This is a genomic window from Microvirga sp. CF3016, from assembly GCF_036314085.1.
Lineage (GTDB): Bacteria > Pseudomonadota > Alphaproteobacteria > Rhizobiales > Beijerinckiaceae > Microvirga.
This window is the reverse complement of sequence record NZ_JAYGGM010000010.1, coordinates 73,053-86,083: the sequence shown is the minus strand read 5'-3', so window position 1 is coordinate 86,083 and position 13,031 is coordinate 73,053. Positions and strand designations below refer to the sequence as shown.

Below are 13,031 nucleotides of genomic sequence, written 5' to 3'. Positions count from 1 at the left end.
CTTTGACCGATTCCAGCCGCCTGCTCAGCCCTGAAAAGCGCCAGGACGATGTCGATGCGTCGATCCGGCCGCTCTCGCTCGACGATTTCACGGGCCAAAAGGCCGCGCGGGCCAACCTCCAGGTCTTCATCGATGCGGCCAAGGCGCGCGGAGACGCCCTCGACCACGTGCTCTTCGTCGGGCCTCCCGGTCTCGGCAAGACCACGCTGGCCCAGATCGTCGCCCGCGAGCTCGGCGTCAATTTCCGCTCGACCTCCGGCCCGGTGATCGCAAAGGCAGGCGACCTGGCAGCCCAGCTCACCAATTTGGAAGAGCGCGACGTGCTCTTCATCGACGAGATCCACCGCCTGAACCCGGCGGTCGAGGAAATCCTCTATCCCGCCATGGAGGATTACCAGCTCGACCTGATCATCGGCGAGGGCCCAGCGGCGCGTTCGGTGAAGATCGAGCTGCCGAAATTCACGCTGGTGGGCGCCACCACCCGGGCGGGCCTGCTCACCACCCCCTTGCGCGACCGCTTCGGCATCCCGATCCGGCTCGAATTCTACACCGTCGACGAGCTGGAGCTGATCGTCCGGCGCGGCGCCCGGGTGCTGGGGCTGGGCATGAGCGAGGAGGGGGCAAACGAGATCGCCCGCCGCTCCCGCGGCACGCCCCGCATCGCCGGGCGCCTCCTGCGCCGGGTGCGCGACTTCGCCATCGTGGAGGGCGTCCAGACCGTGTCCCGCGACCTCGCCGACCGGTCCCTGCGGCTCCTCGACGTGGACCCCATCGGCCTCGACCTGATGGATCGTAAATACCTGACCATGATCGCCAATTCCTTCGGCGGCGGTCCCGTCGGCATCGAGACCATCGCGGCGGCCCTGTCCGAGCCGCGCGACGCCATCGAGGACATCATCGAGCCCTACCTGATCCAGAAGGGCTTCGTGCAGCGCACTCCGCGCGGGCGCATCCTCACGCCCCATGCCTTCAAGCATCTCGGCATCCCGGAACCCTCCCGCGAGACTGCGGCGCAGTTCGGGCTGTTCAACGGGGATGGGGATGAGTGAGGCAAGCCTCGGTGCATCCCTCTCCGGCTTCATGCAGGACGGCGCGCATCACCTCCCCATCCGGGTCTATTACGAGGACACGGATTTTTCCGCTCGCGTCTACCACGCGAGCTACCTCCGCTTCATGGAGCGCGGCCGCACGGAGCTTTTGCGGGCAGTCGAGGTGGCGCAGTCGGATCTGCATGCGGATATGGACGGACTCGCCTTCGTGGTCCGCAGAATGACAATCGACTTTATGGGCGGGGCCGTCATGGACGACGTGCTCACCATCGTCACCCGCCCGAAGGAGATGCGTGGGGCGTCGATGACGCTTGCCCAGGAGGTCCGGCGCGGCGACGAAGTGCTGGTCACGGCAGACGTCATGGTCGCGGCCGTCAGGGGCGGGCGGGCCGTGCGGATCCCGGACGAGCTGCGGGCGGCCTTGACGGTAGGCCGCTAGGTCCAGACATGCCCTATGGGCAGGGCGCGCAGGAGCCCTGCCGCCAATGCATGCCAGCCGGGATTTTGCATCAATTTCAGAGTTTTCCGCCCTTTGGCGGTACCTCCTAAACCAGACCTTAACCTTACTCTGTGCCTAACAGGTAACGGTCTGAGGCGATCTCGCGTCTTGTTACCCTGTGCCCTTATTTTCGACAGATTCAGGGGCGAACGAACGGTAACACAAGAACAGATTTCCCTAGACCATTCTGCGGTGGGCCTTGAGCCTCCTCAAGGCTGCTCGAAGAGCGAGGACGAGAGATTATGAACCCGGCTGATGTGGCCCAGGCCGCTCCTGTGGCCCACGACCTGTCCTTCTTTGGCCTGTTCTGGCAGGCCCATTTCATCGTCAAGCTCGTGATGCTGGGCCTGCTCGCGGCCTCCGTCTGGTGCTGGGCGATCATCATCGACAAGACCCTTCTCTACGCCCGCTCGAAGCGCGCCATGGACCGGTTCGAGGACGTGTTCTGGTCCGGCCAGTCGCTCGAGGAGCTCTACCGCTCCCTCCAGAGCCGCCCGGCCACGGGGCTTGCCGCCGTGTTCGTCGCCGCCATGCGGGAGTGGAAGCGCTCGTTCGAGGGCTCGGGCCGCTCGTTCCAGAGCCTGCCCCAGCGGATCGACAAGGTGCTCGACGTGACCATCCAGCGCGAGGTCGAGCGGCTCAATGCCCGCCTGACGGTGCTCGCCTCCATCGGCTCGGCCGGCCCCTATATCGGCCTCTTCGGCACCGTGGTGGGCATCATGAATTCCTTCACGTCGATTGCCGCCTCCAAGAACACGAGCCTCGCGGTCGTGGCGCCCGGCATCGCCGAGGCGCTGTTCGCCACTGCCATCGGCCTGTTCGCGGCCATCCCGGCGGTGCTCGCCTACAACAAGCTGCAGTCGGAGGTCGGCAAGCTCCAGACGCGCCTCGAGGGCTTCGCCGACGAGTTCTCGGCCATCCTGTCGCGCCAGATCGACGAGCGCATCGGCCATGCGGGGCACCACCCCGCCAATGCGGCCTAAGGAGGATCCGGCATGGCCATGACGGCAGGAGCGGCAGGAGGCGGCGGACGGCGGCGCAGGCGCAGCCGCACCCCGGGCGCGATCAACGAGATCAACATGACGCCGTTCATCGACGTCATGCTGGTGCTGCTCATCATCTTCATGGTGGCGGCCCCCATGATGACCGCCGGCGTGCCCCTCGACCTGCCGCAGACCAAGGCTGCCCCATTGAATTCCGACGCGACGCCGGTGACGCTGTCCATCAAGGCGACCGGCCAGGTGTTCCTCGGCGAGACCGAACTGGTCGACGAGGCCATCGTCGGCAAGCTCGCGGAAGTGTCGAAGTCGGGATTCGACGAGCGTATCTTCGTGCGCGGCGACAAGAAGGTGGATTACGGGCGCGTCGCCCAGGTGATGTCGATCGTGACCACGGCGGGCTACAAGCGCGTCGCCCTCGTGACCGAAGTCGACCAGCGCTGAGCGGGATGAGAGCAGGGGGCAGACACACGTGGCGTTGAAGCTGAAATTCAGCACCTCCGAGCCGGGCCTGTGGGTCTCGGGCGTCGCGCACGCGTCGCTGCTGGCGGCCGCCCTGATCGGCCTGTCGGTCGGTGTCGAATTTCCCGAAGCCCAGGAAGGCATCCCGGTCGAGATCATCACCGACAACCAGCTCTCCCAGATCACCAAGGGCGAGACGAACGCCAAGGCCCCGCAGCCCAAGCCCCGCGCCGAGCGCGTGGCCGACAAGACCGAGCTGAAGGATCCCGGCGAGGACAAGCGCGACGCGCCGGCCCCGCCCAAGCGCCCGGCCGAGATGAAGGTCGCGGACAAGGAAGAGCCGGTCGCCGCCCAGCCTCCGCCGCCCGCGCCGCCGACCCGCTCGCAGGAAGAGAAAGCCGCCGAGGCCAAGGCCGAGGAAGAGAAGAAGCTGCAGGAAAAGGCGGACGCCGAGGCCATCGAGAAGGCCAAGGCCGCGGAGCAGGCGAAGATCGAGGCCGAGGCCAAGGCGAAGGCCGAAGCCAAGGCCAAGGCGGAAGCCGAGGCAGAGGCGAAGCGCGTGGCCGAAGCCAAAGCCAAGGCAAAGGCTGAAGCCGAAGCCAAGGCGAAAGTGGAGGCCGAGAAGAAGCTCGCGGAAGCCAAGGCCAAGGAAGAGGCCGAGGCCAAGGCGCGAAAGGAAGCCCAGCTCGCCAAGAATCTCGACATGGGCGACCTGAAGCAGTTCCTCGACAGCAAGGAAAAGAGCCAGTCCACTGGCGCGACCGGCGCGGAGGTCCAGAAGACCGCCTCGCTGGGCACCGCGACGGGATCGGCCGCGAAGCTCTCCCCCAGTCTGCGCGATGCGCTCATCGGCCTATTGGTCTCGCAGATCGAGCGCTGCTACAGCGCGCCGATCGCGGCTTCAGGCGGGCAGGTCACGGCTCCCATCCTCGATATTCGTTTGAACCAGGACGGATCGCTCAGCACCGAGCCCAGAATTCTCCAGGCGGGGAGCAGCTCGACCGATCGGGCGGTTGCCGACGCGGCCGTTCGCGCCATCCGCAAGTGCCGCCAGTTCGAGATCCCGGCGAAATTCGCCCCCTATTACGCGGACTGGAAGATCCTGAACGTCCAGTTCGATCCTCCTCTCTCTTAAAGCCATCAAGCTTGAGATAGCATCCCATGATCACTCGCTTCGTCTCCCGTCTTCTCGTTGCGCTGGCCGTCGTCGTGCCGATGGCGGCACTCGTGCCATCTGCCCAGGCGCAGCTGTCGTTCCGTGTTGGACCAGGCGGCCAGTTCCAGCCCATGCCCATCGCCGTTGCCGATTTCTCCGGCGAGGGCGATCTCGGGCAGCGCGTGTCCGGCATCATCACCAGCAACCTGCAGCGTTCCGGCTATTTCGCGCCGCTCGACAAGTCGCGCTTCCCCGAGCGGCCGTCCTTCGACGCCGCGCCGCGCTTCGATGCCTGGAAGATGGCCGGCGCCCAGGCGCTCGTGACGGGCCGCGTCTCGCGCGATCCGTCGGGCCGCCTGCGCGCGGAGTTCCGCCTGTGGGACATCGAGTCGGGCCAGCAGCTCACCGGCCAGCAATACGTGACCGACGCCAATTTCTGGCGCCGCGTCGGCCACATCATTTCGGACGCGGTCTACACGAAGGTGACGGGCTTCGGCGGCTTCTTCGACACGCGCATCGTGTTCGTCGATGAATCGGGCCCGAAGGAGAACCGCCGCAAGCGCCTCGCGATCATGGATCAGGACGGCGCGAACGTCCGCTACCTAACCCAAGGCGACACCTCCGTGGTGACGCCGCGCTATTCGCCGGCCACGCAGGACATCACCTATTCGGCCCAGGTGGAAGGCCAGCAGCCGCGCGTCCAGGTGATCAACCTGGAGACGGGCACGCGCCAGGTGCTGGGCAACTTCCCCGACATGGCCTCCTCGCCGCGCTTCGCGCCGGACGGGCAGCGGATCGTCATGAGCCTGCAGCAGGGCGGCAACGCCAACATCTTCATGATGGATCTGGGATCGCGCAACACGACGCGCCTGACTTCGACGGCCGCTATCGACACCTCGCCGTCCTTCTCGCCGGACGGCAGCCAGATCGTGTTCGAGAGCGACCGCGGCGGCAAGCAGCAGATCTATGCCATGAACGCGGACGGCTCGAACCAGCGCCGTATCTCGTTCGGCGACGGCTCCTATTCGCAGCCGGCCTGGTCGCCGCGCGGCGACTACATTGCCTTCACCAAGCAGCGCGCGGGCGGCTTCGCCATCGGCATCATGAAGCCGGACGGCTCGGGCGAGCGCATTCTCACGGAAGGCTTCCACAACGAAAGCCCCACCTGGGCGCCCAACGGCCAGTACATCCTGTTTTTCCGCGATCCCGGCGGACAGGCCGGCGGCAAGCTCTACATGGTCGACATCACGGGGCGCGTGGAGCAGCCCGTGCCGACCCCGTCCTTCGCGTCCGACCCCACCTGGTCGCCGCTGTTGAGCGAGAGCCGGCAGAGCAACTGATCGACAGGAAAAAGGGCGCCTCGGGCGCCCTTTTTCTTGAATCAAGCAGCCATCGGGGCTGAGCTGCCGGTCTCGTCCTTGCGCCCCTTGAGCTTGAAGGCGAGCACCAGAAGGGAGATACCGAAGACGAGCGCATAGGCGCCCAGCCACCAAGTCAGCACGACCGCACCGACGAGAGGGGCGATCAGAAGCGCGACGCCGAACAGCGCCGACACGATGCCGCTGAAGATCAGCCAGCCGCGGCCGTAGGTCGGGTTCAGCTTGAAGGCGGCGACGATCGTTAGGACGCCGGTGATCAGCGACCACACGGCCATCAGGGTGACGAAGAACAGAACCGTGAGCCCCGGCATCAGGAAGGCCACGATCCCGACCAGGATATTCAGGATGCCGCCGAGGATCAGAAGGCCCCAGCGCTGGTTGTTGGAGGCCGCTCTGATGCCCGAGACGATGCCGAATACGCCGTCGACGAGCATGTAGGCCGCAAAGACCCAGACCAGGGACAGGAGCGTGGCCCCGGGCGAGAAGAAGGCGATGAGCGCGAAGACGATCGCGAAGACGCCGCGCAGCGCCAGCGCCCACCAGTTCTGCGCCAGAAGCTGGCTCATGGCGTGGGTGCGATCAAGGGTGTCGAAAGAGCCGGTTGTGCCTGTAGCCATAGGAGTCCTCCTCGAGATGGGACGCACTGCGCATCGTGCGGTCCCAAGCGAGCCACGCCAGTGAAAAGTGGACCCGGTGTTCCGCGAAGAACGATGCGCCAGCATAAAGCATCGGACGGGCCCCAAAAGTGGAATCCACTTTGGGTCCGATGCTCTGGCTCGAGATCAACGCCAAGCTTGACCGTTGGTTTCCTTTTATTCTTGGGGCCTACTCTCCTGGCGATGCCTCGCCCTCCCTGATCTTGGTCAGCCTGCGCCTTAGGGCAAGCTTCCGGCGTCTGAGGCGCACCCGCCGCTTGAGCCGGAAGGCGCGGATGAGAAGCGCGATTCCGAACCAGGCCAAGGCGATGACGATCGGAGAGACGATCAGGACCGGAAAGAACGTGACCAGCGCGGCGAGGGCCAGGAGCGCGAAGCCGATGATGGCGACGCTGCTCGCCTCCGTGGCCGTCAGGGAGCGGGAGCCGACCGCCTTGCCGACCGTGCTCGACAGTGCCAGAGCGCCGGCCGCGAGCCTGCGCACGCCGCCTCTCTTGAAGCGATGGCCCCGGCGCGAGCGCATGTTCTTCGCCTGACGCCGCCGGGACTGCCAGCCGGGAACGATCTCGGTCGCGTTGGCGAGATCCTCCAGGTACATCGCCTCCATGGCCTCGGCGAAGCCCGTATCCTCCACCACCACGTCGAGTTCCCAATTGGTTGCCCAACTCGCGATGTTGAGGTTGGTGGAGCCGACGCGGGCCCAGCGTCCGTCCGCCACCGCCGTTTTGGCGTGGAGCATCGAGCCGTTCCACTCGTAGACCCTGATCCCGGCCTCGATGAGGGAGCGGTAGCCGGCCCGCACCACCGGCTGCAGCGCTGGCACGTCGCTCGATCCGGGAACCAGCAGGCGCACGTCCACTCCGTCGCGGGCCGCCTCGCCCAGGGCCTGCACATACGAGGTGGTGGCGACGAAATAGGCGTCGGTGAGCCAGAGGTTGCGCTGGGCGGTTGCGGCGATGAACTGATCGACCCGGTAGGTGCGGAACATGCCGGGTTCGCCGCTGATGACCCGGGCCGCCACGGAGCCCGCATGCGGGATCAGATCGGCATGGGGCAACTCGGCTTTCGGGATCGGCCTCATCCCGGCAAGCACCCAGCTCTCCGCGAAGGTGGCATCGAGATCCGCCACTAGAGGCCCTTCCACGGACAGGCCGGTATCGCGCCAGGGCTCGTGGCCGTTCTTGCCCACCCAGTTGTCGGAGATGCACAGCCCCGACACGAAGCCGATTCGCCCGTCGACGGTGATCAGCTTGCGGTGGTTGCGGCGAACCCAGAACGGATCCGTCAGCCGGGGCGGATTGAAGACCCGGGCTTCGACTCCCGCCTCGCGCAGGCGTCGCCAGTAAGGGGGCAGGGCGCGCATGGACGAGCCGAGCCAGTCGTAGAGCACCCGCACCTTCACGCCGGCCAGGGCCCGTTCCATGAAGGCGTCGGCGAATTCCTGGCCGGTCTTGTCGTCGGCCACGATGAAGTTCTCGAAATGGATGACCGACTGCGCCGATCGGATCGCCTCCAGCCAAGCCGGGTAATTTTCTCGCGAGTCCCGCAGCAGGGCGATCGCGTTGCCTTGACGCAGGTCACTGTCGGCAATGCGCGCGAAAGCCCGCTCCAGACGCAGATCGTCCAGGGCCTTGCGATAGGGGTGTCCGAGGCTTCCGGGCTGGGTCGTCACGATGTTCATAGCCTCTCAACGCTTGAATCCGACAATCGGCAGCAGCCGAGCTTCATGTGCCTCACCTTGCGGCATGACGTTGCGGTAGGAATATACGGCACACGATGAATGTGTTTACTGCCGATTAACCCTGATCCCAACTTCCACAACTTGGCCATAATTCACCTTAATCCGGCGTGTCTCCTCACGGTTGACGGAACCCTCCTTTAACCATCCTCCCGATATGAAAGACACAACGTTCGGCAAACGTATGTGTAAGGAGTATTGCCAATGATGACGCTGCGCGCCGTCAAGTTCGCCGCTGCTATCGTCCTCGCCCTCGGGGCGGCGGCGTGTTCGTCCAACAAAGATGGTATGGCCGATGGAGCCGGGGGCTTCGGAGCCGGCGGTGCCGCCACCCCTGGAAGTGCTCAGGATTTCGTCGTCAACGTGGGCGACCGCGTGTTCTTCGAGACCGACTCGACCGACCTCACTCCCACGGCCGTCGCGACCCTCGACAAGCAGGCCCAGTGGCTGCAGCGCTATCCGACCTACACCTTCATCCTGGAAGGCCATGCGGACGAGCGCGGCACGCGCGAGTACAACTACTCGCTCTCCGCCCGCCGCGCCCAGGTCGTGCGCGACTACCTGATCTCCCGCGGCATCCCGGGCAACCGCTTCCGCACCGTGTCCTACGGCAAGGAGCGTCCGGTGGCGGTCTGCAACGACATCTCCTGCTGGTCGCAGAACCGCCGCGCGGTCACTGTGCTCGGCGGCGGCGCCGGGGCATAAAGCCTCACCGGGTTCAACCCCTCGTGAATCGCAAAGCGCTGCCACATTCTCGCCGTGGCGGCGCTTTTGTGTTATCGGCCTCCTCGAACGAGGACCCTCACGGTATCCCAGCATGTATCGAAGCCTGTTTGTCTTTTTCGCCTTAGCCCTGGCTCTGGCTGTAACTTCGGTTTCCCCTGCCGCCGCGCAGGATGCCGCCGATGCGATCGTGCGCCTGAACCGGCTCGAGAGCCAGTTCCGGCAGATCTCCGGCCAGATGGAGCAGCTCCAGTACGAGAACCGGCAGCTCAAGGAGCAGCTGCGCAAGTTCCAGGAGGACGTGGAGTTCCGCTTCCAGGACAGCCGCGGCGGCTCCCGGCCCTCTGCGCCGACGGCCACGCCGTCGCGCCCGGCGCAGCCCCAGGCTCAGCCGGCCCCGGCCCAGCCGCAGCGCCGCAGCGACGTCTTCGACCCGTCCGAAGCGCCGGATGCTCCCGGCGCGCCCCGGCCCCTCGGCAGCACGACGCCCTCCGCGCCCCTGACGGCCGATGCGAGCCGTCCCATGCCGCTGCCAGGCGGGCAGCTCGCGGGAATCGGCGACCTGATAGAGCAGGGCGAGCAGGATGATCTCGATGGCGCTCCCATGGACGGTGGCGCACACGACCGTATGGCGCCCCTTCCGCAGGGCGCCCTTGCCGAGCGTCCGGGGCCGAGCGTCGCGGCGACGAGTGTGGGCAACCCGCGGTCGGATTTCGACGCTGCCTATGCCTCCTTTGCCCAGAAGCAGTACGATCAGGCCGAGATGGGCTTTCGCCGCTTCCTCCAGTCCAACCCCCGCGACAGGCTGGTGCCCGAAGCCACCTTCTGGCTCGGCGAGACCTATCTTCAGCGCAGCCGCTACCGCGAGGCCGCGGAGCAGTTCCTGAACGTCTCGGCCGAGCACCCGGATGCCGCCAAGGCGCCCGATGCTCTGCTGCGGCTCGGCATCTCGCTAAACGGCCTCGGCGCCAAGGATCGCGCCTGTGCCGTCTTCGCCGAGCTCGACCGCAAGTATCCTCAGGCCTCGGCTCCCGTCCGCCAGGCGTCCGAGCGCGAGCAGAAGCGCATCAAGTGCAGCTGAGCCGCTGACGAATTCCGAAGGGCCAAGCGATGGCCGCTTCTCCGCCTCCCGACGATGCGCTCTCGGTCGAAGGGCTGGACCGTCTTTTTGCCTCTCTGAACCATGCCTCGGGCATCGTCGCCGCCGTATCCGGCGGGCCGGACTCGACGGCTCTGATGCATCTGATCGCCCGCTGGTCCGCTGCCGGAGAGCGACCTCCCGTTCTCGTCGCCACCATCGACCACGGCCTGAGGCCGGAAGCCGCCGCGGAAGCCGCCTTCGTCGCGCAGGAGGCCGCTGCCCTGAACCTGCCGCACCGGATCCTCGCATGGACGGGCGACAAGCCTCGAACCGGCATCCAGGAGGCCGCGCGCGAGGCGCGTTACCGGCTCCTCGTCGCGCTGGCCCGCGAGGCCGGGGCTTCGCACCTGGCCACCGCCCATACCCGCGACGATCAGGCCGAGACCGTGATGATGCGCCTGGCTCGGGGCTCAGGCCTTTCGGGTCTTTCCGGCATGCGACGGGAGACCGACAGAGGAGGCATCCTGCACGTGCGGCCTCTGCTCGATTGGCCGAAATCGGCCCTTCTCGATCTCTGCCGGAGAGAGGGCTGGCGCTTCGTCGAGGATCCGTCCAACGCCAATGAACGCTATGCCCGCGTGCGTTGGCGCAGGCTCATGCCGCTCCTGGCGGCGGAAGGCCTCGATGCCGAGCGCCTGGCACGCTTCGCCGAGCGTGCCGCCCAGGCCGAAGAGGCTCTCGATCTCAAGGCCAGGGAGGCGCTGGAGCGGGCCGGGCCCCTTTCCGAGGGCGGCAATCTCACATTCCAGGCCGGCATCCTTGCAAGCGAGCCTTTCGAAATTGCCCTGCGCGTTCTGGAACAGGCCATTGCCGGAACGGGCCTCGAGAACCGCCGCCTTCACCGGCTCGAAGCCTGCACGGAGCGCCTGCGGGAGGCGGTCAGGGCAGGGGAGAGCTTGAGCCTCACCATCGCCGGAGCGCTCGTGCGGCTGGATCGCGCAGGGCGCGTCTCCATCGGGCCGGAACCGCCGCGGCGGCGGGGCCGTTAGCCAAATCTCTTAGCCAACGTTATCGGATCGCGCCCCATGGGTGCCGCATTCCCTTGGCAAGGCGGGACGGTGTGCCTACATTGAGTTTAACCGCTCGGGGAGATCTCCTCGCGCTTCATCTCCCTCTGGGGCAGAACCTGATCCGATGAATTCAAATTTCCGCAACTTCGCCTTGTGGGTCGTCATCTTCCTCCTGGTGCTGGCGCTCGTGACCCTTTTCCAGAGCCCGGGCCAAAGGGGCGGCGGCAGCGATATCGCTTACAGCCAGCTCCTCAGCGAGGCCGATGCCGGGCGCATCACCAGCGTCGTCATCTCCGGGCCGGAGATCAGCGGCACCTATACGGACGGCCGCACCTTCACGACCTATGCGCCGAGCGACCCGATGCTGGTCACGAAGCTGCAGCAGAAGGGCGTGCAGATCACAGCCCGCCCGCAGTCGGATTCGACCCCCTGGTTCATCGCGGTCCTCATGAACATCCTGCCCATCGCGCTGTTCATCGGCGCTTGGGTGTTTCTGTCGCGCCAGATGCAGAGCGGCGCCGGCCGGGCCATGGGCTTCGGCAAGTCCAAGGCGAAGCTCCTGACCGAGGCGCATGGCCGCGTCACCTTCGACGACGTGGCGGGAATCGACGAGGCCAAGGAAGACCTGCAGGAGGTCGTGGAGTTCCTGCGCGACCCGCAGAAGTTCCAGCGCCTGGGCGGCCGCATCCCGCGCGGCGTGCTGCTCGTCGGCCCTCCCGGCACCGGTAAGACCCTGACCGCCCGTGCGGTCGCCGGCGAGGCCAACGTGCCGTTCTTCACCATCTCGGGCTCCGACTTCGTCGAGATGTTCGTGGGCGTGGGCGCCTCCCGCGTGCGCGACATGTTCGAGCAGGCCAAGAAGAACGCCCCCTGCATCATCTTCATCGACGAGATCGACGCGGTCGGCCGTCACCGCGGCGCCGGCCTCGGCGGCGGCAACGACGAGCGCGAGCAGACCCTCAACCAGCTCCTGGTGGAGATGGACGGCTTCGAGGCCAACGAGGGCGTGATCATCATCGCGGCCACCAACCGTCCCGACGTGCTCGATCCGGCGCTGCTGCGTCCGGGCCGCTTCGACCGCCAGATCGTCGTCCCGAACCCGGACGTGGTCGGCCGCGAGAAGATCCTGCGCGTCCATGTCCGCAAGGTACCGCTGGCCCCCGACGTGGACCTGAAGATCATCGCCCGCGGCACCCCCGGCTTCTCGGGCGCCGACTTGATGAATCTCGTCAACGAGGCGGCTCTGCTGGCCGCCCGCCGCGGCAAGCGCATCGTGACCATGCGCGAGTTCGAGGACGCCAAGGACAAGGTGATGATGGGCGCCGAGCGCCGCACCCTCGTCATGACCGACGACGAAAAGCGCCTGACCGCCTATCACGAGGCCGGCCACGCCGTCGTGGCGCTGAACGTCCCGGCCACCGACCCGGTGCACAAGGCGACCATCATCCCGCGCGGCCGTGCGCTCGGCATGGTCATGCAGCTCCCTGAGCGGGACAAGCTGTCCATGAGCTACGAGCAGATGACCTCGCGTCTGGCCATCATGATGGGCGGCCGCATCGCCGAGGAGATGATCTTCGGCAAGGAGAAGGTCACCTCGGGCGCCCAGTCGGACATCGAGCAGGCGACGCGTCTGGCCCGCATGATGGTGACCCGCTGGGGCTTCTCGCCCGAGCTCGGCACTGTCGCTTACGGCGAGAACCAGGACGAGGTGTTCCTCGGCATGCAGATGGGCCGGCAGCAGAACGTCTCGGAGGCGACCGCCCAGAAGATCGACTCGGAGGTCCGCCGCCTGGTCGAGGACGGGCTCAACGACGCCCGCCGGATCCTGACCGAGAAGGCGCACGACCTTGAAGCCCTGGCCCGCGGCCTGCTCGAGTACGAGACCCTGACCGGTGAGGAGATCCGCAACCTCCTGGACGGCCAGCCTCCGGTTCGCGACACCGGCGAGTCCCTCACCCCCAGCCGCGGCTCCGCCGTTCCGACCACCCGGCCGGGCCGGCCGCGGGAGAGCGACGGGGGCATGGAGCCCCAGCCGCAGGCCTAAAAACGGCTGCAGATGTAAAATTCAGGACGCCCGCCCCCGGCGGGCGTTCTTTTTTGTTTACCTCCAAGATCTAATACTCCCTAAGCACCAGGTCTAAGACTTGTAACAATCGCTTATCACTTGTGATGCGCGCATTGGCCCGGGTCCCTTGACCGAATTCAGGGAGGTTGCTTTGA

12 protein-coding genes are annotated in these 13,031 nt (G+C 66.5%); 10 read left to right on the top strand and 2 right to left on the bottom strand.

Annotated features, from left to right (window positions below; translation table 11 throughout):
• Nucleotides 1–2 precede the first annotated feature (2 nt).
• From ruvB to tolB, 6 genes are all read left to right on the top strand, one after another.
• Complete coding sequence (gene ruvB, locus VB672_RS15900; protein WP_329785180.1) at nucleotides 3–1,049, top strand: Holliday junction branch migration DNA helicase RuvB; 1,047 nt, start codon at nucleotides 3–5, stop codon at nucleotides 1,047–1,049.
• Entirely contained in the window at nucleotides 1,042–1,488 is a 447-nt protein-coding gene (gene ybgC / locus VB672_RS15895) for a tol-pal system-associated acyl-CoA thioesterase (RefSeq protein ID WP_329785179.1), read from the top strand. Before ruvB ends, ybgC begins: the two co-directional genes overlap by 8 nt.
• Before the next feature lie 302 nt (nucleotides 1,489–1,790).
• Nucleotides 1,791–2,531: a protein TolQ gene (gene tolQ / locus VB672_RS15890; RefSeq protein WP_329785178.1), complete on the top strand. Its 741-nt coding sequence runs from the start codon at nucleotides 1,791–1,793 to the stop codon at nucleotides 2,529–2,531.
• Between the two features lie 12 nt (nucleotides 2,532–2,543).
• Complete coding sequence (locus VB672_RS15885; protein WP_329785177.1) at nucleotides 2,544–2,990, top strand: ExbD/TolR family protein; 447 nt, start codon at nucleotides 2,544–2,546, stop codon at nucleotides 2,988–2,990.
• A gap of 34 nt (nucleotides 2,991–3,024) precedes the next feature.
• Nucleotides 3,025–4,143 carry a cell envelope integrity protein TolA gene (gene tolA, locus VB672_RS15880; RefSeq protein ID WP_442932083.1) on the top strand — a complete coding sequence of 373 codons (1,119 nt, stop codon included), beginning with the start codon at nucleotides 3,025–3,027 and terminating at the stop codon, nucleotides 4,141–4,143.
• Between the two features lie 26 nt (nucleotides 4,144–4,169).
• A complete protein-coding gene (gene tolB / locus VB672_RS15875) occupies nucleotides 4,170–5,504 on the top strand; it encodes a Tol-Pal system beta propeller repeat protein TolB (protein WP_329785175.1) in 1,335 nt (444 codons plus the stop codon).
• 41 nt (nucleotides 5,505–5,545) lie between these two features.
• On the opposite strand, the gene VB672_RS15870 is transcribed toward tolB, so the two are convergent.
• Together VB672_RS15870 and VB672_RS15865 are read right to left on the bottom strand one after the other, a co-directional pair.
• Nucleotides 5,546–6,160: an HdeD family acid-resistance protein gene (locus VB672_RS15870; RefSeq protein ID WP_329785174.1), complete on the bottom strand. Its 615-nt coding sequence runs from the start codon at nucleotides 6,158–6,160 to the stop codon at nucleotides 5,546–5,548.
• A gap of 208 nt (nucleotides 6,161–6,368) precedes the next feature.
• Entirely contained in the window at nucleotides 6,369–7,880 is a 1,512-nt protein-coding gene (locus VB672_RS15865; protein WP_329785173.1) for a phospholipase D-like domain-containing protein, read from the bottom strand.
• A gap of 261 nt (nucleotides 7,881–8,141) precedes the next feature.
• Here VB672_RS15865 and pal point away from each other — a divergent pair, with 261 nt between their 5' ends.
• From pal to ftsH, 4 genes are all read left to right on the top strand, one after another.
• Nucleotides 8,142–8,642, top strand: a complete 501-nt coding sequence (pal, locus tag VB672_RS15860; protein WP_329785172.1) for a peptidoglycan-associated lipoprotein Pal — start codon at nucleotides 8,142–8,144, stop codon at nucleotides 8,640–8,642.
• A gap of 112 nt (nucleotides 8,643–8,754) precedes the next feature.
• The gene (gene ybgF / locus VB672_RS15855; protein ID WP_329785171.1) at nucleotides 8,755–9,741 is read left to right on the top strand and encodes a tol-pal system protein YbgF; all 987 of its coding nucleotides are present in this window, start codon (nucleotides 8,755–8,757) and stop codon (nucleotides 9,739–9,741) included.
• A gap of 29 nt (nucleotides 9,742–9,770) precedes the next feature.
• Nucleotides 9,771–10,790, top strand: a complete 1,020-nt coding sequence (gene tilS, locus VB672_RS15850; RefSeq protein WP_329785170.1) for a tRNA lysidine(34) synthetase TilS — start codon at nucleotides 9,771–9,773, stop codon at nucleotides 10,788–10,790.
• A 145-nt stretch (nucleotides 10,791–10,935) separates the two neighbouring features.
• Nucleotides 10,936–12,855 (top strand): ATP-dependent zinc metalloprotease FtsH, encoded by a 1,920-nt coding sequence (gene ftsH / locus VB672_RS15845; protein ID WP_329785169.1) that lies wholly within the window; start codon nucleotides 10,936–10,938, stop codon nucleotides 12,853–12,855.
• The last annotated feature ends 176 nt before the right edge of the window (nucleotides 12,856–13,031 follow it).